Source organism: Novosphingobium sp., assembly GCF_027486195.1.
GTDB lineage: Bacteria > Pseudomonadota > Alphaproteobacteria > Sphingomonadales > Sphingomonadaceae > Novosphingobium.
In genome coordinates, this window is sequence record NZ_JAIXPP010000001.1 from 45,532 (window position 1) to 64,828 (window position 19,297).

General features: G+C 64.8%; 16 protein-coding genes. 9 read left to right on the forward strand and 7 right to left on the reverse strand.

Going from position 1 to position 19,297, the window contains the following annotated elements; genetic code table 11:
* Positions 1-71 precede the first annotated feature (71 nt).
* Positions 72-1,580 (forward strand): NAD(P)/FAD-dependent oxidoreductase, encoded by a 1,509-nt coding sequence (locus Q0071_RS00200; RefSeq protein WP_298163961.1) that lies wholly within the window; start codon positions 72-74, stop codon positions 1,578-1,580.
* A gap of 18 nt (positions 1,581-1,598) precedes the next feature.
* On the opposite strand, the gene Q0071_RS00205 is transcribed toward Q0071_RS00200, so the two are convergent.
* On the reverse strand, positions 1,599-2,645 hold the full coding sequence (locus tag Q0071_RS00205) for an AraC family transcriptional regulator (RefSeq protein ID WP_298163963.1): 1,047 nt from the start codon (positions 2,643-2,645) through the stop codon (positions 1,599-1,601).
* A 302-nt stretch (positions 2,646-2,947) separates the two neighbouring features.
* Between Q0071_RS00205 and Q0071_RS00210 the strand changes: the two genes are divergently transcribed.
* From Q0071_RS00210 to Q0071_RS00220, 3 genes are all read left to right on the forward strand, one after another.
* Entirely contained in the window at positions 2,948-3,874 is a 927-nt protein-coding gene (locus Q0071_RS00210) for an alpha/beta hydrolase (protein ID WP_298163965.1), read from the forward strand.
* 53 nt (positions 3,875-3,927) lie between these two features.
* Entirely contained in the window at positions 3,928-6,339 is a 2,412-nt protein-coding gene (locus Q0071_RS00215) for a TonB-dependent receptor (RefSeq protein ID WP_298163967.1), read from the forward strand.
* Positions 6,340-6,432: 93 nt separating this feature from the next.
* Complete coding sequence (locus tag Q0071_RS00220; protein ID WP_298163968.1) at positions 6,433-7,995, forward strand: fatty acyl-CoA synthetase; 1,563 nt, start codon at positions 6,433-6,435, stop codon at positions 7,993-7,995.
* A gap of 131 nt (positions 7,996-8,126) precedes the next feature.
* On the opposite strand, the gene Q0071_RS00225 is transcribed toward Q0071_RS00220, so the two are convergent.
* Together Q0071_RS00225 and Q0071_RS00230 are read right to left on the reverse strand one after the other, a co-directional pair.
* Positions 8,127-8,867, reverse strand: coding sequence for an SDR family oxidoreductase (locus Q0071_RS00225; protein WP_298163970.1), 741 nt, complete (start codon positions 8,865-8,867; stop codon positions 8,127-8,129).
* Between the two features lie 12 nt (positions 8,868-8,879).
* A complete protein-coding gene (locus Q0071_RS00230) occupies positions 8,880-9,197 on the reverse strand; it encodes an EthD family reductase (protein ID WP_298163971.1) in 318 nt (105 codons plus the stop codon).
* 143 nt (positions 9,198-9,340) lie between these two features.
* On the opposite strand from Q0071_RS00230, the gene Q0071_RS00235 reads away from it, so the two are divergent.
* The 5 genes from Q0071_RS00235 to Q0071_RS00255 all read left to right on the forward strand — a co-directional run bounded on the left by Q0071_RS00235 (position 9,341) and on the right by Q0071_RS00255 (position 16,291).
* Complete coding sequence (locus Q0071_RS00235) at positions 9,341-10,561, forward strand: cytochrome P450 (protein WP_298163972.1); 1,221 nt, start codon at positions 9,341-9,343, stop codon at positions 10,559-10,561.
* Positions 10,562-10,568: 7 nt separating this feature from the next.
* Positions 10,569-12,104 carry an AMP-binding protein gene (locus tag Q0071_RS00240; RefSeq protein ID WP_298163974.1) on the forward strand — a complete coding sequence of 512 codons (1,536 nt, stop codon included), beginning with the start codon at positions 10,569-10,571 and terminating at the stop codon, positions 12,102-12,104.
* Positions 12,101-13,351, forward strand: a complete 1,251-nt coding sequence (locus Q0071_RS00245) for a thiolase family protein (protein ID WP_298163976.1) — start codon at positions 12,101-12,103, stop codon at positions 13,349-13,351. Before Q0071_RS00240 ends, Q0071_RS00245 begins: the two co-directional genes overlap by 4 nt.
* 28 nt (positions 13,352-13,379) lie before the next feature.
* On the forward strand, positions 13,380-14,009 hold the full coding sequence (locus Q0071_RS00250; RefSeq protein WP_298163977.1) for a TetR/AcrR family transcriptional regulator: 630 nt from the start codon (positions 13,380-13,382) through the stop codon (positions 14,007-14,009).
* A 164-nt stretch (positions 14,010-14,173) separates the two neighbouring features.
* Entirely contained in the window at positions 14,174-16,291 is a 2,118-nt protein-coding gene (locus tag Q0071_RS00255; protein ID WP_298163979.1) for a PQQ-dependent dehydrogenase, methanol/ethanol family, read from the forward strand.
* Positions 16,292-16,390: 99 nt separating this feature from the next.
* On the opposite strand, the gene Q0071_RS00260 is transcribed toward Q0071_RS00255, so the two are convergent.
* From Q0071_RS00260 to Q0071_RS00275, 4 genes are read right to left on the reverse strand one after another with little or no spacing between them, the layout of a single operon-like run.
* A complete protein-coding gene (locus Q0071_RS00260) occupies positions 16,391-17,257 on the reverse strand; it encodes a phytanoyl-CoA dioxygenase family protein (protein ID WP_298163981.1) in 867 nt (288 codons plus the stop codon).
* A 34-nt stretch (positions 17,258-17,291) separates the two neighbouring features.
* Positions 17,292-18,071, reverse strand: coding sequence for a ThuA domain-containing protein (locus tag Q0071_RS00265; protein WP_298163984.1), 780 nt, complete (start codon positions 18,069-18,071; stop codon positions 17,292-17,294).
* On the reverse strand, positions 18,068-18,592 hold the full coding sequence (locus Q0071_RS00270) for a VOC family protein (RefSeq protein WP_298163985.1): 525 nt from the start codon (positions 18,590-18,592) through the stop codon (positions 18,068-18,070). Before Q0071_RS00270 ends, Q0071_RS00265 begins: the two co-directional genes overlap by 4 nt.
* A gap of 14 nt (positions 18,593-18,606) precedes the next feature.
* The gene (locus Q0071_RS00275) at positions 18,607-19,275 is read right to left on the reverse strand and encodes a glutathione S-transferase family protein (RefSeq protein WP_298163987.1); all 669 of its coding nucleotides are present in this window, start codon (positions 19,273-19,275) and stop codon (positions 18,607-18,609) included.
* Positions 19,276-19,297 lie beyond the last annotated feature (22 nt).

The following is a 19,297-nucleotide window of genomic DNA, read 5'->3' on the forward strand; positions in this document are numbered from 1 at the left end:
TTGGCGAAATTCGTGACCATAGCCGGAGCGATACGTGTCGCGACCGGACTCAGGCCGAATGGGAGCGTGATGTGACCGATGTAATGGAAAAGCCGCAGCTGGATACGAGCGCGGCAACGCAGGATTTCGACGTCCTGATCGTGGGTGCCGGTATTTCGGGCATCGGCAGCGCCTATCACCTCAAGACCCAGAACCCCGGCAAAAGCTTCGTGATCCTCGAGGCGAAGGACGACATCGGCGGCACGTGGCACACCCACAAGTATCCGGGCGTCCGATCGGACTCCGATCTCTATACCTTCGGCTACCGCTTCAAGCCCTGGATCGGCCCGCCGATCGCCACCGCCGAGGAAATCCGCAAGTATCTGCGCGATGTGCTGGCCGAGAACGATCTGGACACGGCCATCCGCTTCGGCACACTGATCACGCGCTGTTCGTGGTCCACGGCCGAGAAGCTGTGGACCGTGGAAACGCGCAAGACCGATGGCTCGGCCGGGCCGACCTATCGCGCCAACTTCCTGTGGATGTGCCAGGGGTACTATGACCACCACAACCCCTATCTGCCCGAGTGGCCGGGCATGGCGGACTACAAGGGGCAGCTTGTCCACGCGCAGTTGTGGGACGACAGCATCGACTATGCCGGCAAGGACGTTGTCGTCATCGGTTCTGGCGCGACCGCTGCAACGGTGATCCCGGTGCTGGCCGACAAGGCGAAGCACGTGACGATGCTGCAGCGCTCGCCCACCTACTTCTACTGCTATCCCAACCGCAGCGATCTGGCTGACAAGCTGCGCGAGATCGGCGTGGACGAGGATACCGTGCACCGCGTTGTGCGGCTCGATTATCTGCACAACCTCAAGATGCTCGATCACCGCGCGCGGGCCGAGCCCGATCTGGTGTTCGAGGAACTGAAGGAACTGATTCGCCAGTATGCCGGGCCGGACTTCGAGTTCGAGCCGCACTTCACCCCGCGCTATCGCCCTTGGCAGCAGCGGCTGGCATTCATCCCCGATGGCGACATGTTCGAGCGCATCCGCGACGGCAAGGTCTCCGCGATCACCGATACCATCGACCATTTCACCGACAGCGGGATCAAGCTCGGCTCGGGCGACGAGCTCAAGGCCGACATCGTCATGGCGGCAACCGGCTTCAAGCTGCTGATGATGGGCGGCATCGAATTCCAGGTGGACGGCAAGACCATCGATTGGTCCGAGAAGGCGACCTATCGCGGCATGATGTTCGAAGGCGTGCCCAACATGGTCTGGGTCTTCGGCTATTTCCGCGCGGCGTGGACGCTGCGGGTCGATCTGCTCGGTGATTTCGTCTGCCGGATGCTGCGGCACATGGACGAGAAGGGCACGTCCGAAGTCAACATCGTGATCCCGCCCGCGCTGGCGAATGAGCCGCTCATGCCGTGGATCGAGGACGACAACTTCAACCCCAGCTACCTGATGCGCGACATGGACAAGCTGCCCAAGCGGCTTGGCGAGCAGCCGGAATGGCGCCACACGCAGGATTACTGGCGCGAGGCGGAAGACATCCCGGCTATCGATCTGGAAGGCGCCGAGTTCGCCTACAGCTGATATCCTCGGCGGCAGGCCTCAGGCGAGACGTGTGTTGCTCGTCTGGGACTGCCGCCGGAATTCCAGGGCGCCCATGCCCGACCAGCGCTTGAACGCGCGGGAGAAGCTCGACGGTTCGGCGAAGCCGACCGCAACGGCGATCTGCTCGATCGCCATGTGCCCTTCCATCAGCAATTCACGCGCGCGGCAGTAGCGCGCTTCGTCGATCATCGCCGAAAACCGGGTGCCTTCCTCCGCCAGCCGCCGGTGCAGCGTGCGTTCGGAAAGGGCGAGCATGCGCGCCGCCTCACCGGCGGTCGGAAAATCGCTGTCGCTGCGGCTAAGCCGCGCGGCGAGCCGGCCCTTGATCGTGGCATCGGTCTGCGCGCGGCGCAGCATGGTGTCGCACCGCGAGCTGTAGAGCGTGACGAGATCGCTGTCGGCCATCGGCAGCGCCAGGTTCGCCGCGCCCGGCAGGAACAGCCACTGCGTCTGATCCGCGTTGAACTGCACCGGGCAGGGGAAATGGTGCTGCTGCTGCGCCCAGTCCGGCGGGGGCGGCGTGGTGAGGGTGACGCGCTCGAGCGGCAGAACGCCCCCCATCAGATCGGCCACAAGCGTGCGGATCGCGCCAAGATCGCGGTAGTGGGTGAAATCGTGCAGCGGCCCCGCCAGCTTGCTGCAGCTGCCGATCAGCGCGAGAGCGCCATTGGGCGCAGAGGCATAGCGATAGTTGATCAGCGAATACGTGAGCGACTGGCAGCGGCAGGCGATCTGCATGGCTTCGCCCAGCGTACGCGCCGTCATCATCGCAAGCCCAAGCTCGCCATACTTGATCGCCCGGTAGCGCAGGCCGATATCGAACCAGATGTTGCGCGCACCCGCCGTGCAGGCCGCGAACGACTTCTGCAACTGCAGTTCCTCCTGCGCGAGAAGCTGCCCCGAATAGGCGTCGAAACGCACGGGCCGGACATGGCTGTTGCGGCAGAAATCATCCCAATCGACCCTGGTTTCGCTCGCCAGGGCGCTGCGCATGATCCGTGCGCTCAGATCCGGCAACGTCGCGTAGAGTGCATTGGAGTCCATGCTCCATCCCCTCCTCTTTACCCTTGTGCTGCCTTTTTTGGAGGAACGTAGCGGGCGCTGGCCACATCCGTCAATAACTTGGCGCGCAGCGACATGGTGCCCAGCCGCCCATTCGCCTAGCTTTCCTGATACATGCATGTAGCTTTTGGAGTTACTGTTATTTTTCAGATGTTTGCCGCAAGACCCGATCAGATGGACTCCTTCAGTCCAAAACCGGCCGGGATGCGGCAATTCATCCTCGGTGCCCGCGCGCCTCTCCGCAGCGGGCTGAACGTGTTTTTGCAGATGGCAGGAGCCTCTTGATGGAAGAACCCTTTGTCTTGCCCGAGACGGCGGCTGTGCTGGCGGGAATTGCCGAACAGGGCGGCCCGCACCTGGCCGATCTCTCGGCGGCGGACATGCGCGCGACCTACCTGCAGATGGGCGCGCTATTCGATACGCCGCCCGAGGAAGGGGTGCGCTGGAAGGATATTGCGGGTCCCACCTGCATGCTCCGCGCCTATTTCCCCGGTGAAGCGGCAGCGGGGCCGGTCGTGCTCTACATGCACGGCGGCGGCTGGGTGATCGGAGACCTCGAGACCCATCATCCCGTCTGCACGACGATTGCCGCGATCACCGGGCTGCGCGTGGTCGCGGTCGATTATCGCATGGGGCCGGAAGCCCCCTTCCCCGCCGGCCATGACGACTGCGTAGAGGCCGCGCGCTTCGTGCTCGGCAGCCCGGCGGACATGGAAGCGCCGGTCACCGGGCTCGCCACAGCGGGAGACAGCGCGGGCGGCAATCTGGCATTCTACGTGGCAGCCGCGCTCGGCTCCGCTGCGGTCAAGGCGCAACTGCTGGTCTATCCCTGGCTCGATTGCACGGCCCCGGATCGCGGATCGTACAAGGCCTTCGGCGAAGGCTTCATCCTCGATGCCAAGCTCCTCGCCCGGTTCGCGGCGGATTACCTGCCCGGCGAAGGCATGACCGCAGGCGCGGCTGCATCGCCGCTGCTGCACCCGCTGCCGGCAGACCTTGCCCCGGCGGTCATTCTCACCGCCGGGCTCGATCCCTTGCGCGATCAGGGCCGGGCCATGGCCGGCCGCATGGCAGAGGCCGGGATGGAAGTTCATTTCATGGAAGCGAAGGGCCTGATCCACGGGCTTGCCACGATGCGGGCCGCCTTCCCGACCGCCGATCGCATCCTGCGGCGCGCCATCGGCGTTTTCGGAGATCTGGTGAACGGCTGACCACAACAACAACTGACCACAACAAAAAAACGACAACCCAAAGGAGAGGGAAAATGAGCAAAATCAGGCGCACCGTTCTGGTGGCATCCACGGCAATCGGCTTGGCCGCCATCGCGCAGCCGGCATTCGCGGCTCCGGCGGCGGAAACCGCTGCCGCCGCAGAGGAAGCCCCCGTCGGCGAAATCATCGTTACCGCCAACAAGCGCAGTGAAAGCATCAGCAAGGTCGGCGCGAGCGTCGCCGCGTTCGACACCACCTTGCTCGACAAGCGCAACATCGTGCGGCTGGACGAACTCGCCAAGGCCGTGCCGAACCTCGCGCTCGCCCCGTCCACCCACGGCACGCCGGTGTTCACCTTGCGCGGCATCGGCTTCAACTCTGACTCGCTCGGCGTCTATCCGGCGGTCAGCCTCTCGCTCGATCAGGCACCGATGCCCTTCCCGGTGCTGGCAGGCCACTCGCTTTATGATCTGGAGCGCGTCGAAGTGCTCAAGGGTCCGCAGGGCACCCTGTTCGGCCAGAACTCGACCGGCGGTGCAATCAACTTCGTCGCGGCCAAGCCAACCAAGGAGCTGCAGGCCGGCTTCAACCTTGATTACGGCCGCTTCAACGAAGTCCACGGCACGATGTATATCAGTGGCCCGGTCAGCGAGACCGTCGGCATGCGCCTCGCGGTCGATGCGATGCACCGCGATGACTGGCAGTACAATTTCACGCGCAAGGACTCGAATGGCGAGCAGAACTACATCGCCGCCCGCCTGATCACCGATTGGCAGGCCTCCGACAAGCTGAAGTTCGAGCTCAACCTCAATGGTTCGGTCGACCGGTCTGACCCGCAGGCGCTGCAGATCATCGCCTCGCTGCCGTCGAACCCCGCCGCCCCGACGCCCGAGGAGCTCAATGCGCCGCTCGCCCCGCGCGATCTGCGTGCGGCCAACTGGTCCAATTCGGGCCGCCGCGGCGTGGGCACGCAATCGGATACCGAATCCGCCCGCCCGCGCGGCAACCGCAAGCTGTTCCAGGCTTTCCTGCGCGCCGACTACAACGTGACCGACGATGTCGCGCTGACGTCGATCACCACCTACAACCACCTCAAGCAGAACATGGCGTTCGACCTCGATGGCTCGCAGTACGAACTGGTCGACAACCCGCGCGGTGATGGCACGATCAGCGATTTCAACCAGGAACTGCGCCTCTCGAACGCTTCGGCGCCGGGTGCGAAGTTCCGCTGGACCGTGGGCGCAAACTACAACCACAGCAAGGTCGACGAACTTCAGATCATCACTTACGGTGCCAACTCGCTGAGCAATGCCGGCACCAACTTCATCCACGAATCCAACGTGCAGAACCGCGGCCGGATGGACAACTACGCCGCCTTTGCCAACGGCGAGTACGACCTGACCGACCAGCTGACCTTCAAGGCCGGCATCCGCTACACCAGCTCGAAGAACAAGAACCGCATGTGCGGCTCGGACACCACGGGCGACCAGCAGCTTTCCTCGCTGTTCCGGCTGCTCGGCAATCTGCTGGGCGGGAAGGACATCCCGATCGGTCCGGGCGATTGCATCTCGCTCAACGCGCAGAACCTGCCGGGCGATCCGATCAACATCACGCTGAAGGAAGACAACGTCTCTTGGCGCGCGGGGCTGGACTTCAAGCCCAACTCCACCACGCTGCTCTATGCGAACATTTCGCGCGGGTACAAGGCGGGCGCGTTCCCGGTGATCACCGGCGCGACGCAGGAAGTGTTCACGCCGGCCAAGCAGGAATCAGTGACTTCGTATGAAGCGGGCGTGAAGACCCGCCTGATGAACAACGCCATCTCGCTCAGCGGCGCGGTGTTCTATCAGGATTACCGCGACAAGCAGATCCAGGGCACGGTCAACACCGCGCTGTTCGGCCTGCTCCAGCGGCTCGACAACGTGCCCAAGTCGCACATCTTCGGCGTCGAGGCTGAAGTGACCATTCGTCCGACGGCAGGCCTGACGCTGTCGGGTTCGATGAGCTACCTCAAGACCAAGGTCGACGAATACTCGGGCATCACGGTGTTCGGCGATCAGCGCAACTTTGCCGGCAGCCGCCTGCCCTTCGCGCCGTCGTGGTCGCTGGTCGGCGATATCGACTACCGTGTGCCGACCAGTGCCGGCGGCGAAATCTTCGTGGGTGCGGGGATCAACTACCGCACCTATCAGGATGCCTACATCGCCGGCAGCCAGTTGCAGATCCCCGACAACGGGGTGAACCGCTGGATCGACCGCACCGCGTTCCGCATCGAAGGCTATGCGCTCGTCGATGCCCGGATCGGCTACGTCTTCCCGGGTGAGAAGCTGACCGTTTCGGCCTGGGGCAAGAACGTGTTCAACACGTTCAACGTGCAGAACAAGATCTCGTACAACAACATCATCACCCAGGCGACCGGCATGCCGGCCACCTATGGTGTCTCGCTCAAGGTGCGCTTCAAGTAAGCACCGGCTTCAAGGGGGGAGCAGTGCCGCTGGCGCTGCTCCCTTTTTGCTGCTTATCGCCCCCCTCTCCACCAGCCATTTCAAAGGGTTCCCATGTCAGCGGAAGCGCATTCTGATCCGGTTATCGCCCGCGCGCGGGCGCAATCGCTTTCGGCCATGCTCACCCGCGCGGCGGAGCGACATGGCGCAAAGACCGCGATCATCTGCGGCGATGTAACGTGGAGCTATGCCGGTTTTCACCGCGAAGTGGAGCGGCTGGCTTCAGGCTTGCGCCGGCTGGGGCTGCAGCCGGGCGACCGCATCGCGATCCTCGCGCGCAACAGCCATGCCTTCATCGCGCTGCGCTTTGCGATTGCGCGGGCCGATGCCGTGCTGGTGCCGATCAACTTCATGCTGAACGCAGAAGACGTGCGCTATATCCTCGATCATTCGGGCGCGCGGGTGCTGTTCGTGGATGAGACCACGCTGGCGACGGGCCTTGCCGCGCGCAGCGCTGCTGTAGAGCACATGTTCGGCATGGCGGGTGAGCTTGTGTCACCGCCGGCGGGCCTTCCTGCCTGGACCGAACTGCTGAGCGACGAACCGCTCGCCCCGCAGGAGCGCGGCGGCGAGGACCTGTTGCAGATCGTCTATACCAGCGGCACGGAATCGCGGCCCAAGGGCGCGATGCTTTCGCACAACAGCGTGCTGTGGGAATATCAGAGCTGCATCATCGATTGCGAATGGACGGCGGGGACGGTCGCGCTCCACGCCATGCCGCTGTTTCACTGCGCGCAGCTCGATTGCATGATCGGTCCCGCGCTACATGTCGGCGCGACCAACGTGATCACCGGATCGCCTGCTGCAGACAACGTGCTGCAGCTTCTGGCGCAGCACAGGATCACCTCGTTCTTCGCACCGCCGACAGTGTGGATCTCGCTTTTGCGTTCACCGCTGATGGAGACCTGCGATCTCTCGGCGCTCGAAAAGGGCTACTACGGCGCCTCGATCATGCCGGTCGAAGTGCTGCGCGAAATGAACGCGCGGATCCCCCAGCTGCGGCTGTGGAACCTCTACGGCCAGACCGAAATCGCCCCGGTCGCCACGATCCTGTTTCCGGAGGAACATGCCGCGCGGCTGGGTTCGGCAGGGCGGCCGACGCTGCATGTCGAGACGCGCATCGTCGATGACGTGATGGAACCGGTGGCGCCCGGCGAAGTGGGCGAGATCGTCCACCGCTCGCCGCAATTGCTGAGCGGCTACTGGAACGATCCAGAACGCACCGCAGATGCCTTTGCGGGCGGCTGGTTCCACAGCGGCGATCTCGGTGTGGCGGATGCCGAAGGCTACATCACCGTGGTCGATCGCAAGAAGGACATGATCAAGACCGGCGGCGAAAACGTCGCCTCGCGCGAGGTGGAGGAAGTGCTCTACCAGCACCCCGCAATCAGCGAAGTGGCGGTGATCGGGATGCCCGATCCCAAGTGGATCGAGGCAGTGACCGCCGTGATTGTGCTGCGCGAAGGGCATGCGCTGGAAGCCGAGGCCGTGCTGGCCCACTGCGGCGAGCACCTCTCCGCCTTCAAGATCCCCAAGAAGGTGGTGTTCGCGCAGAACCTGCCGCGCAATGCGAGCGGCAAGATCTTGAAGCGCGAACTCAGGCTTTCGCTGCTTTAGCGAACTATCCCTCCACATTCGTCACCCCCGCGAAGTCGGGGGTCCAGAGCGGCTTGCGCATTGGTTGCGGCTCTGGATTTCCGCCTGCGCGGGAGTGACGAAGGGCTTTGAGGGCGAACGGCGGTCAGACGCTACGCCGCGAGATATTCCCCGCCCGTAACGAACACCACCTGCCCCTGGATCATCGCCGCCGAGGGGCTCGCGAGGTATTCGATCAGGCTGCAATAATCGTCATGCGTCACGTTGCGCCCGCTCGGGCTGGCGGCGGCGGCGGCGGCAAGGATTTCCTCGGTCTTCTCGCCGTAAACCTGCCGGAGCGCCTCGGTATCGACCGCGCTGGGGGCGACGCAATTGGCCCGCACGCCGAGCGGAGCCAGCTCACGCGCGAGATAGCGGATCAGGCTTTCCGCGAGCGACTTGCCTGCGCCGACCGCAGCATAGTTCGGAATGACCGTGCGGCTGCCCCGGCTCGACAGGAAGAACACCGTGCTGCCCCGGCGGAACAGCTTCACGGCGGGCTGCACCAGATAGACAAGCGCCGTGCCGTTCAGATTGATTGCCTCGGTAAAGGTCACCGGATCGACCGTCAGCAGCGGTTCGGGCAGCACTTTCACCGCGCAATGGACAAGCTGGTCGAGCCGGTCCGTCTTCGCTGCGACCTCAGCCACTACCGCCTGCGCCCCTTCCGGCGTGCTCACATCACCCTGAATCAGATGGCAGCGCGCGCCGAGCGCCTCGATCTCCGCCTTGGCGCTATCCGCCGAGGCCTGATCGGCGCGGAAGTTCAGGAACACATCGGTATCGGGCTTCGCAAAACGCTTGGCGATGGCAAGCCCGATACCCTTCGTGCCGCCGGTGACGAAAATGGACATGGCCCCAGCTCCTTAGCCGACGTTGCCGATGGAGGACGTCAGCGTCACGCCGAAACGCTCGATCATCCCGCCGGCATCGGTGCGCAGCGCGAGCCATTCCGGCGTATGCTCATCGCGCTCCATCGCGGCCTTGTCCGCCCAGGTCATGATCGCGAAGCGGTAGGCCCCGGCCTCGGCGCCTTCGAGGCCTTCTGCCACCAGAATCGTCTCAAGGCTGGTGAGGTTCGGCAGCGCCCGAGCGAGCGGCGCGTGGACATTGGCATAGGCGGTTTCGAAGGCCTCGCGGTCTTCCGGCTTGGGCGCCGACCACACGGCAACGAGCTTGAGCATCTGTTCTCTCCCGCGGCGCATGTCGCTGATAGGGCACTTTGCTGCGCCCCTTGCGCCTTCGGCCGGAGGCTACCAAACAAGTGTTTGCTATGGCAAGGGCGCAATGATAGCAAACCGTCCTGCCGGGAGCTTTTTCGAACGCCATGTCCAATACCGCACTCGTCTTCGATCCGCGCGATCCGGACGTCATCCAGCGCCCGCTGGAAACGTTGCTGCGCTTGCAGGCGCAAGATCCGGTGCACTGGTCGCCGCTGCTCAAGGGCTGGGTGCTGACGCGGCACGACGACGTGAAGTCGGTGCAGATGAACAGCGGGATCACCTCGGACCGGTTGACCCCGTTTTTCGAAAGCCAGCAGGGCGAAGAACGCGCGCGGCTGAATGATCTGATCCGCTATCTGAACACCTGGGTCGTCTTCAAGGATCCGCCCGATCACACCCGCCTGCGCACCTTGCTCAACAAGGTGGTGACGCCCGCGGTGATGCGCGATCTGGAAGGCGGGATCACCGAACTGGCCGACGGCCTGCTCGACCGGATTGCAGCACGCGGTGATGGCCGCTTCGAATGCATCAGCGAGTTTGCCAATCCCCTCCCCGCCAGTGTGATCATGGATCTGCTCGGCGTGCCGCGCGAGGATATGGAGAACTTGCGCGACTGGTCGATGCAGTTGCAGCCCTTCCTCGGCAATGCCACCAGCACCGGCGACAAGTATGAGACCGGGCGCGCAGGCATTGTCGCGATGGCGGATTACTTCCGCGATGCGGCGAAGGACCGGCAGGCCAACCCGCGCGGCGATGTTATTTCGCACTTCGTGATGCTGCAGCAAACCGGCCAGATCACCGAGGATGAGGTTCTCGGCTCGTGCATCCTTTTCCTGTTCGCCGGGCATGAGACGACCACCAACCTCATCGGCAATGGCATCCGTGCGCTGCTCGAAAACCCTGACCAGAAGGCGCGGCTGCTCGCCGATCCTTCGCTTTCCGCCAGCGCGGTAGAGGAAATGCTGCGCTTCGAAGGGCCGACCGGCGCCGTCGTGCGCGTGGTGAAAGAGCCCTTCGAAATGCGCGGCAAGACGCTCAACAAGGGCGACCGGGTCTATGCCATGGTCAATGCCGCCAACCACGATCCCGCCGTGTTCGAAGCTGCCGCGCATTTCGATATCGGCCGCACGCCTAACCGCCACCTTACCTTCAACCACGGCATCCACTTCTGCCTTGGTGCACCGCTGGCCCGGGCCGAGGCCCGCATCGCGATAAGCCGCTTCTTCGCGCGCTTCCCCGACGCAGCCATGGCGAGCGATACAGTGGAATACATGGACACGCTGACCATGCGCGGCGTGCGCGAAATGCCGATGGTGACCGGATAAAAGCACGATGATCGAAGCCCCCGCCTTTGGCATGGCCAGCATCTGGGCCGCCCACGCCCGTTTCGCGCCCGATCGGATCGCGGCAATCTGCGGCACCCGGCAGCTGACCTGGGGCGAATTCGACCGCGCGACCTGCCGGGTGGCCAATGCCCTGCGCGCGATCGGCGCAGCGCATGACGAGCCGGTCGCGCTGGTCATGACCAATTCTCTCGAAATGCTGGAAGTGATGTTCGGCATCGTACGCGCCGGGGCCTGCATGGTGCCCATCAGCGGCATGCTGACAGGTGCGCAGATCGCGACGATGATGGCCGACAGCGGCGCGCGCACCGTTTTCGTCTCTGCCGGAAACCGCGCGTTGGTTGAAGCTGCGGAGCTTCCCGTCAGCGTGCGGCGCATCGCCATCGGCTTTACGGGCGAAGGCTGGGAAGCGGGCGACGCGCTGCTCGCCGCCGCGCCGGAAACCGACCCCGGCGTGCGCAACCGCCCGGAAGACCGCTTCAACATCATCTACAGCTCCGGCACCACGGGCCTGCCCAAGGGCATCGTGCAGAGCCACGGCGCGCGCACGCATTTTGCGTGGTCCAATGCGCTGGAGCTGGGCATGTCGCGCGACAGCATCGCGCTCGTCACCACCGCGCTCTATTCGAACGGCACGATGTTCATGGTCCTCCCGCCATTGCTGCTGGGCGCGACCGTGGTCATCATGGAACAGTTCAGCCCCGCCGGCGCGCTGGCGCTGATCGAGCGGCAGCGCGTGACCCACGCGTTCATGGTGCCCACCCAGTGCATCGTCACGCTCGATGATCCCGCGCTGGGCACGCATGATCTTTCGAGCCTCAAGGCGCTGCTTTCCGCCGGTTCCTCGCTGCGGGCCGATACGCGCGAGGCGGTGATCGAGCGGATGACCCCGCATGTCTACGAGCTCTACGGCTTCAGCGAGGGCTTCGCGACGATGCGCAAGCCCGGCGACGCGCCCGCGCGGCCCGGTGCGGTCGGGCGGCCGGTGATCGGCTTCGACCTGCGCATCGTGGGCGGTGACGACCGGGAATGCGCGCGCGGCGACGTGGGCGAAATCGTCGGGCACGGCCTTGGCGTGATGGCCGGATACCACAATCGCCCGGATCTCGACGAGGCGATCCTCTGGCACAGCCCATCGGGCGAGGCATTCCTGCGCAGCGGTGATCTGGGTTATGTGGATGAGGAAGGCTTCCTCCACATCGTCGATCGCAAGAAGGACATGATCCTCTCCGGCGGGTTCAACATTTTCCCGGCAGACCTCGAAGCCGTGATCGGCGAGCACCCCGAGGTTCAGGACGTGACCGTGATCGGCATTCCGCATCCCAAATGGGGGGAAACGCCGCTCGCGCTGGTCATCCCGCGCGGGAACCCCGATCCGGCGACGCTGCTCGAATGGGCGAACGCCCGGCTGGCGCGCACACAGCGGCTGGCGGGGCTGGAACTGAGGACCGAGTTTCCGCGCAATGCGCTGGGCAAAGTGCTGAAGCGCGAACTGCGCGCACCTTGGTGGGATAACGCGAAATGACGGACGCCTACATCGTCGGCAGCTATTCGAGCAGCTTCGGCAAGTTCCCCGATCGCAGCTTCAAGGATCTGACGCGCGAGGTCTATCTTGGCGTTCTGGCCGATGCGGGGCTGGCCAATGGCAACGACATCGGCATGGCCTGGTTCGGCAATTGCGGCATGTGGACCGATGGCCAGGGCAGCATTCGCGGGCAGGTCTGCCTCACCCCGCTGGTGCGCGAAGGACTGTTTCCCGAGCGGGTGCCGGTCATCAACGTCGAAGGCGGCTGCGCCACCGCATCCATCGCGCTCCACGGCGCGTGGAAGGATGTGCTGAGCGGCCAGACCGATCTCAGCATCGCCATCGGCGTCGAAAAGACCTTCAATCCCGCCATGCCGGAGCGGACCAAGGCGCTGTTCGATGGCGGAATCGACCAGTATGATCCCGCAGAGTGGATGGCCTACTATTCCGAGGCCGGAGAAGCATCGGGCAAGCCGTTCGAACCGGGGCCGGGCCGGACCATCTTCATGGATACTTACGCCATGCAGGCCGCGTGGCACATGCGCACTTACGGCACGACCGAGCGCCAGATCGCCATGGCCTGCGCCAAGAACCACACGGCATCCGTGCACAATCCCAAGGCGCAGTACCGCTTTGCCCTGACCCCGGAGGATGTTCTCGCGGACAGGCCGGTCAGTTGGCCCCTCACCCGCGCGATGTGTGCGCCGATCGGCGATGGCGCGGCGGCGGCGCTGGTCTGTTCGGGCGCATGGCTGGCGCGCCAGCCCGCAGCGGTTCGTGCGCGCGCTGTCCGGATCGCGGCGAGCACAATGACGGCGGGCAAGTATCGCCGGCTGGACGAGCCGGGGCTTTCCAAGCTCGCCGCCGAACGGGCCTACAAGGCAGCGGGGCTGACACCGGCCGACATCGATCTCGCCGAAGTGCATGATGCGACATCGTTCTGCGAGATCTACCAGTCCGAGATGCTCGGCTTCTGCGGCATGGGCGAAGGCGGCCGGCTCGTCGAAAGCGGTGCGACCACGCTCGGCGGGTCGATCCCGATCAACCTTTCGGGCGGGCTCGTCAGCAAGGGGCACCCCGTCGGCGCGACGGGGCTTTCGATGATCGACGAGCTCATGCTGCAACTGCGCGGCGAGGCCGGACCCCGGCAAGTCAGCGGTGCGCGCATCGGGCTGGCCGAGAATGGCGGCGGCGTCATGGGCTTTGACGAGGCGGCCTGCTCGGTTACCATCCTGCAGCGGGATTGAGGCGGTCATGCCGAGGGGAGCTGTGCAAGTGACCAACCGAGTCGCCGAAGCCCCGGCGGATCCCCAGCCCAAGGCCGAAGCGCGTGGGGGCGAAAGCCGACGCGAGGCGCTGCTGGATGCGGCCGCCGCCATGTTCGCGGCCAAGGGGTATGACGGCACGTCGATCCGCGACATCGCCGGCGCGGTCGGGATGCTGCCGGGCTCGCTCTACTATCACTTCAAGTCCAAAGAAGACATGCTGATCGCGGTCTACCGCAAGGGCGTGGCGCGCTTCGAGGCCGCGATCGACGAGGCATTAGGCAAAACTGGGGTCAAAACCGTGAGCGAGCCGTGGCAGGCGATCGAGGCGGCCTGTGCGGCGCACCTTTCGATCCTGCTCGATGGCGGCGATTATGCGCGGATCGTCAATCCGGAATTCGTGCGCTCGTTCCCGCCCGCGATGCTGCCAACGCTGAATGCGGAGCGCGACCGCTACGAGCGCCATTTTGAAAAGCTGATCGCCGCACTGCCGCTTGCTCCCGAGACGGATCGCTGGCTGTTCAAGGTCGCGCTTTTCGGCAGTCTGAACTGGTCGCAGACCTGGTATCGCAAGGGCCGGTACACACCCGGTGACATTGCTGCAGCATTCATCGGCATGCTGCGGCAAAAGGGAGCCTGATACTGCCCCTGGCTACCCTCGGAAAATGGCACGGAAAGCCAGAAAAATGGCCAGATAAATCATCGTGCTGAAGCGCTGTGTATGGTGCAATCAAGCATGGCGGTCTAACCAGTCGATAAACATGGACCCGGGCAACGCCGGGCCGCGAGGAGAGGGATATAGATATGCGCATTTCCTTTGTGCGAAAGCTTGGCCTGGCATCCAGCCTCGCGCTGGCAGTGGGCGCCATCGCGGTCCCGGGTGCGATGGCCACGGTGACCGAGGCGATGCTGCGCGCCGTGCCGGGCGCCGAATGGCTCACCTACGGCGGCGACTATGCCGAGCAGCGCTTCTCCCCGCTCAAGCTGGTCAACGAATACAACGTCGATCAACTGGGCCTTGCCTGGTATGCCGACATGGACACCGCACGCGGGCAGGAAGCCACGCCGCTGGTGCATGATGGCGTGCTTTATGTGACCACCGCCTGGTCGATGGTGAAAGCTTACGACGCGAAGACCGGCAAGCCGCTCTGGGCCTATGATCCCAAGGTGCCGCGCAGCACGCTGTACCGCGCCTGCTGCGATGCGGTGAACCGGGGCGTTGCGCTCTATGGCGACAAGCTGTTTGTTGCGGCGCTGGATGGCCGGCTGATCGCGCTTGATCAGAAATCGGGCAAAGTGCTTTGGGAGAAGGTCACCGTCCCCAACCAGACCGACTACACCATCACCGGCGCGCCGCGCATCGTGAAGGGCCGTGTGCTGATCGGTGCTGCGGGGTCCGAATACAAGGCGCGCGGCTATATCGCGGCTTACGACACCGAGACCGGGAGCGAGGTCTGGCGCTTCAACACCGTGCCCGGCAACCCCGCCAAGGGCTTCGGCAAGGAAGGACTCAACAAGGCCGCGCACGAAGCCGCGGCCAAGACCTGGGGCAACAAGTGGTGGGAGCTGGGCGGTGGCGGCACCGTCTGGGATTCGATCACCTATGATCCGGAAACCAACCTCGTCCTCTTCGGCACCGGCAATGCCGAACCGTGGAACCCGGCGGCGAACGGGCGTGAGGGTGACAGCCTCTACACCTCCTCGATCGTGGCGGTGAATGCCGATACCGGCCAGTATGCCTGGCACTATCAGGAAACCCCGGAAGACCGCTGGGACTTCGATTCCGATCAGCAGATCACCATCGCGGATATCAACATCGGCGGCGAGAAGCGCCATGTCGCCATGCACGCGCCCAAGAACGGGCACGTCTATGTGCTCGATGTGAAGACCGGCAAGTTCATCTCTGGCACGCCGTGGGTGCCGGTAAACTGGGCAACCGGCCTCGATCCGGCGACAGGCCGACCCAAGATCAACCCGGATGCGCAATATGAAAAAACCGGCAAGCCCTTCATCAGCCTGCCCGGCGCGGTCGGCGCGCATAGCTGGCAGCCGCAGAGCTACAGCCCCAAGACCGGCTATCTCTACATCCCGACCAACCTCGCAGGATGGCCTTACCTTGCCGCCAAGGACTGGAAGCCGGGCACCGTCGGGTGGTCGATCGGAATGGACGGCTATGCCGTGGCGATGCCGGCCGATCTCAAGGTCCAGGAAGGCGCCAAGGCGGCAACCAAAGGCCAGCTGGTCGCATGGGACGTGGCAAACAAGAAGGCCGCATGGCGAGTTGACCTCACCGGTCCTTCGAACGGCGGCGTGCTTTCGACTGCGGGCAACCTCGTGTTCCAGGGCACTTCGGGCGGCGAATTCGTGGCCTACACCGCCGACAAGGGCGAAAAGCTGTGGTCGTTCCCGGCCCAGAGCGGCATCATCGCCGCGCCGATGACCTATGCCATCGGCGGCGAGCAATATGTCGCCATCCTCGTCGGCTGGGGCGGCGTGTGGGATGTCGCCACCGGCGTGCTGGCCAACAAGGGCGGCGCCGGGCGCAACATCAGCCGTCTGATGGTGTTCAAGCTCGGCGCTTCGGGCCAGTTGCCCGCGCCGCCGCCGATGAACCAGATGGTGCTCGATCCGCCGCCGTTCACCGGCACACAGGCGCAGGCGACCCATGGCGGGCAACTCTATGGCCGGTATTGCGCCATGTGCCACGGCGACGCTGCCATTTCGGGCAGTCTGAACCCGGACCTGCGCCATTCCGGCGTGATCGGTTCGGCTGAAGCGGTGAAGGCGATCGTCATCGGCGGCCAGTTGCACCAGATGGGCATGGTCTCGTTCAAGGCGGCACTCAAGCCGGCGGACGCCGAAGCCATCCGCCTGTACATCATCAAGCGGGCCAACGAGGACAAGGCGCTGGCCAGCCGCTGAGGCATTGCTTCAAACTGCCGGCGACGTGGATGCCGGCCCTGCAAATGGGCAGGGCCGGGTCCGCTTCGCCGGCAGTCGGCATCTCACGAAACCGGCGGATCAGCCGTGCGGGTAGAGCTTGGGGAAATCGGGGTGACGGAACCGGTCGCCCGGAACCAGCCCCTCGTAAAACTCGCTGACATCGCGCGAGCCGGATTCCTGCCGGTTGAAACCGACGGCCGATTCCTTGCTGACCCCCGGCCGAGCCACGAAGTTGCAATCGTCGCCGAAGAACCGGAGCGAGATCGTGCGCCGCTCGCCGTGCGCTTCGGTATGCCCGCCGCCGTGCAGCGTGCTGGGGTGAAACACGAGCGCATCGCCGGGTTCGAACGGCCATGACACGATATCGAACCGCTCCCGGTCCGCCTCGATATCCGGCAGCCGGGGCATCTCGCCCACATCATAGAGCGGGGCGGTATCATCATCGCCGGTGAAGGCCGAGCCATTGTAGAGCCGCCCCCGGTGCGATCCGCGCACGAATTCCAGCGCCTGCGAGGGCGGCACGGGATCGAGGCTGATCCACAGGACCGACATGTCCGCGCCATCCACGGGGAAGTACGACGTATCCTGATGCCAGGGCGTGCGGCGGCTCGCGCCCTTCTTGTGGAAGACCTGCTCGAAGAAGAACCACACGTTCTCGCAGCCCCAGAGCCGCGCCATCACCTCGCCGAGCCCTGCCTTGCGCAGCAGCGGATCATAGTGCGGCCAGCTCAGCGTGTTGAACAGGTCCTGATAGAACACCGTGCCGTCCTGCGGGAACAGCTGCTGGGCGGCCGGGCTGGGGTTGGCGAGGCTCCATTCGAAGCCCTGGCGCGCCAGTTCCAGCATTTCGGCATCGAACAGCCCGGGCAGGTAGACCACGCCATCCTCGCGGTAGCGCTGCATCAAGGTGTCGGCGTCCCCGGCCTCGGCGGTCATCACGGTCATGGCTAGGCTTCCTTGAAGGGGGAGATGGGCGCGATCAGCGCGCTTCGGCCAGCCAGGCGATGCAGCGGCGGAGCAGTTCCTGAAACGCGGCTTCGTCCCAAGGGCCGCGCACGACCGGCGCTTCATCCATCAAGGGCCGCGCATCAAAGCGGCCGCAGGCATGGCCAAGCGGGCTGTAGGCCACCTCGCCGCCGCCGAAGCTACGGACATAGAGCTGCGGGCGCGGCGGATCATCGTCCCACTGCCCCAGCAGGTAGCCGGGCGCCTCGCCCTTGTAGCGCGCGGTCAGCAAGGTGCGGTAGTTGCACAGGGGCGCCGCGATATAGGGCTCGTCGGTCACGGTGAAATCATCGAGCCCGCGCGTGATCGGGTGATCCGGATCCTCGACATGGATATGCATGGTCTGCGCCGAAAGATGCGCGACGAAGCGGCTCCCGAGGAGTTCCATGAAGGCCGGTGCCACGGTTTCCGCCGTCGGCTTCACGAGCCCGGGAATGCGCACGCCGCTGGCGACGATTTCCGGCCCGTCGGTAAATTCGAGACCGGCGTTCGCGCCATGCAGCGCAAGCAGCCGGCCGCCCGCCGCGACAAAATCGGCGAGCGCCTGCGCCTCGCTTTCCGAAGGCATGAGATCGCAGGTGTAGAGCACCACGGCGGCAAAGCCCGCAAGATCGCCCACATCGCGGAAATCCGCAGCGCAGCGGACCCGGATGCGATCATCCTCGGCCATGAGGTTCAGCAGCACCAGCCGGGCAAGATCGAAATCGTGGTACTTGCCCCCCGAAATGAGGTGGATGCGGACGGGGTCGCTCATGCGGCGCTCTCCAGGGGAATGAGGAAGGGGGCGCCGCCATCCCACCGCGCGGCGGCGCGCTCGGAGAGATCGAAGAAGGCACGGGTTGCCGCGCAATCGGTGATCAGCTCGATGTGAAGGCCCAGCGCGGTGCGGCAATCATAGTAGCGCAGCTCGACCTCCTCGTTCAGCTTGCCGGTCGAAACCGGCGGTCCGGCATCGAGCGCAGCGCCCGCGCGGTCGAGATCGGTGACAAGGAACGCATGGTGGTGCGACTTGCACGCGCCGGCGGGCAGCGGCCCATCACCATAGACGCTGGGCCAGGGCCCATGGGGCTGGATCAGCTCGATCATCTTGTCGCCCAGCTGGCCGAAGGCGATGTCGAGCGTGAGCGCCTGCGGTTCGCCGTGGAAAGTCCAGCCCGCGAACGCCATGCCCGGCATGTGGATGAAGGGCCCCGCCCCGGTGCGCCGGACCCAGTCATCGACGCTCGTGGCAAGATCCCCGACAACATAGCCAAGCTGCATGATCGGGCCGTGCATAATGCGTTCCCTGTTCAATCGAGTGAGGATGGCGTCCCGTGCCAGGCGAAGGGCCGCGCTTTCATCCGGACGAAGAAGTCCTGCAGCCAGGTGGCTTCCTCGGGGATCGGCTGGCCATGGTTCTCGCCGAACTGGAGGAAGCAGTAGAGGTAGATATCCGCCAGCGAGTAGCGGCTGCCGCAGACGAACTCGCGGCCCCGCATCACGCCATCGAGCCAGACCATGCGGTAGCGCGACTTGGCCTTGAGGACGGCGGCGGCTTCCAGCGGCAGGAGGCTCTTGGTCACCGCGCCGTCGATGTCCTTGTCGCCCTCGAAGAAGGCGCGGCCTTCCTCGGTGGAGAAGCCCTCGCCCATCGGCCAGGCGATGTTCTGGTCGATCCGGCGTACCCACATGCGGGTTTCCGCCCGCTCTTCGGGCGTGGAGCCAATCAGCGGCGGATCGGGCCGGATATCCTCGAAGTATTCGCAGATCGCGGTGACTTCGGTGATGGCAGTGCCGTCGTCGAGCTCCAGTGCGGGCAGCTCGCCCATCGGATTGATCCGGCTGATGAAGGGCTCGCGCCGGTTCTCGCGCGTGAACAGGTCGATGAAGCGCCGCTCCAGCGCGATGCCCTTTTCCTGCGCGAAGATCCAGGCGATCCACGGGTTCGGTGCAAACAGGTCGAAATCATAGAAGATCATGTGTGCCTCGTTCGTGGAAAAT

Excerpts from the sequence above, each read along its gene's own strand:
- Q0071_RS00205 (WP_298163963.1), bottom strand. The coding sequence starts at position 2,645 with ATGGACTCCAATGCACTCTACGCGACGTTGCCGGATCTGAGCGCACGG.
- Q0071_RS00210 (WP_298163965.1), top strand. The coding sequence starts at position 2,948 with ATGGAAGAACCCTTTGTCTTGCCCGAGACGGCGGCTGTGCTGGCGGGA.
- Q0071_RS00215 (WP_298163967.1), top strand. The coding sequence starts at position 3,928 with ATGAGCAAAATCAGGCGCACCGTTCTGGTGGCATCCACGGCAATCGGC.
- Q0071_RS00220 (WP_298163968.1), top strand. The coding sequence starts at position 6,433 with ATGTCAGCGGAAGCGCATTCTGATCCGGTTATCGCCCGCGCGCGGGCG.
- Q0071_RS00225 (WP_298163970.1), bottom strand. The coding sequence starts at position 8,867 with ATGTCCATTTTCGTCACCGGCGGCACGAAGGGTATCGGGCTTGCCATC.
- Q0071_RS00230 (WP_298163971.1), bottom strand. The coding sequence starts at position 9,197 with ATGCTCAAGCTCGTTGCCGTGTGGTCGGCGCCCAAGCCGGAAGACCGC.
- Q0071_RS00235 (WP_298163972.1), top strand. The coding sequence starts at position 9,341 with ATGTCCAATACCGCACTCGTCTTCGATCCGCGCGATCCGGACGTCATC.
- Q0071_RS00240 (WP_298163974.1), top strand. The coding sequence starts at position 10,569 with ATGATCGAAGCCCCCGCCTTTGGCATGGCCAGCATCTGGGCCGCCCAC.
- Q0071_RS00245 (WP_298163976.1), top strand. The coding sequence starts at position 12,101 with ATGACGGACGCCTACATCGTCGGCAGCTATTCGAGCAGCTTCGGCAAG.
- Q0071_RS00255 (WP_298163979.1), top strand. The coding sequence starts at position 14,174 with ATGCGCATTTCCTTTGTGCGAAAGCTTGGCCTGGCATCCAGCCTCGCG.
- Q0071_RS00260 (WP_298163981.1), bottom strand. The coding sequence starts at position 17,257 with ATGACCGTGATGACCGCCGAGGCCGGGGACGCCGACACCTTGATGCAG.
- Q0071_RS00265 (WP_298163984.1), bottom strand. The coding sequence starts at position 18,071 with ATGAGCGACCCCGTCCGCATCCACCTCATTTCGGGGGGCAAGTACCAC.
- Q0071_RS00270 (WP_298163985.1), bottom strand. The coding sequence starts at position 18,592 with ATGCACGGCCCGATCATGCAGCTTGGCTATGTTGTCGGGGATCTTGCC.
- Q0071_RS00275 (WP_298163987.1), bottom strand. The coding sequence starts at position 19,275 with ATGATCTTCTATGATTTCGACCTGTTTGCACCGAACCCGTGGATCGCC.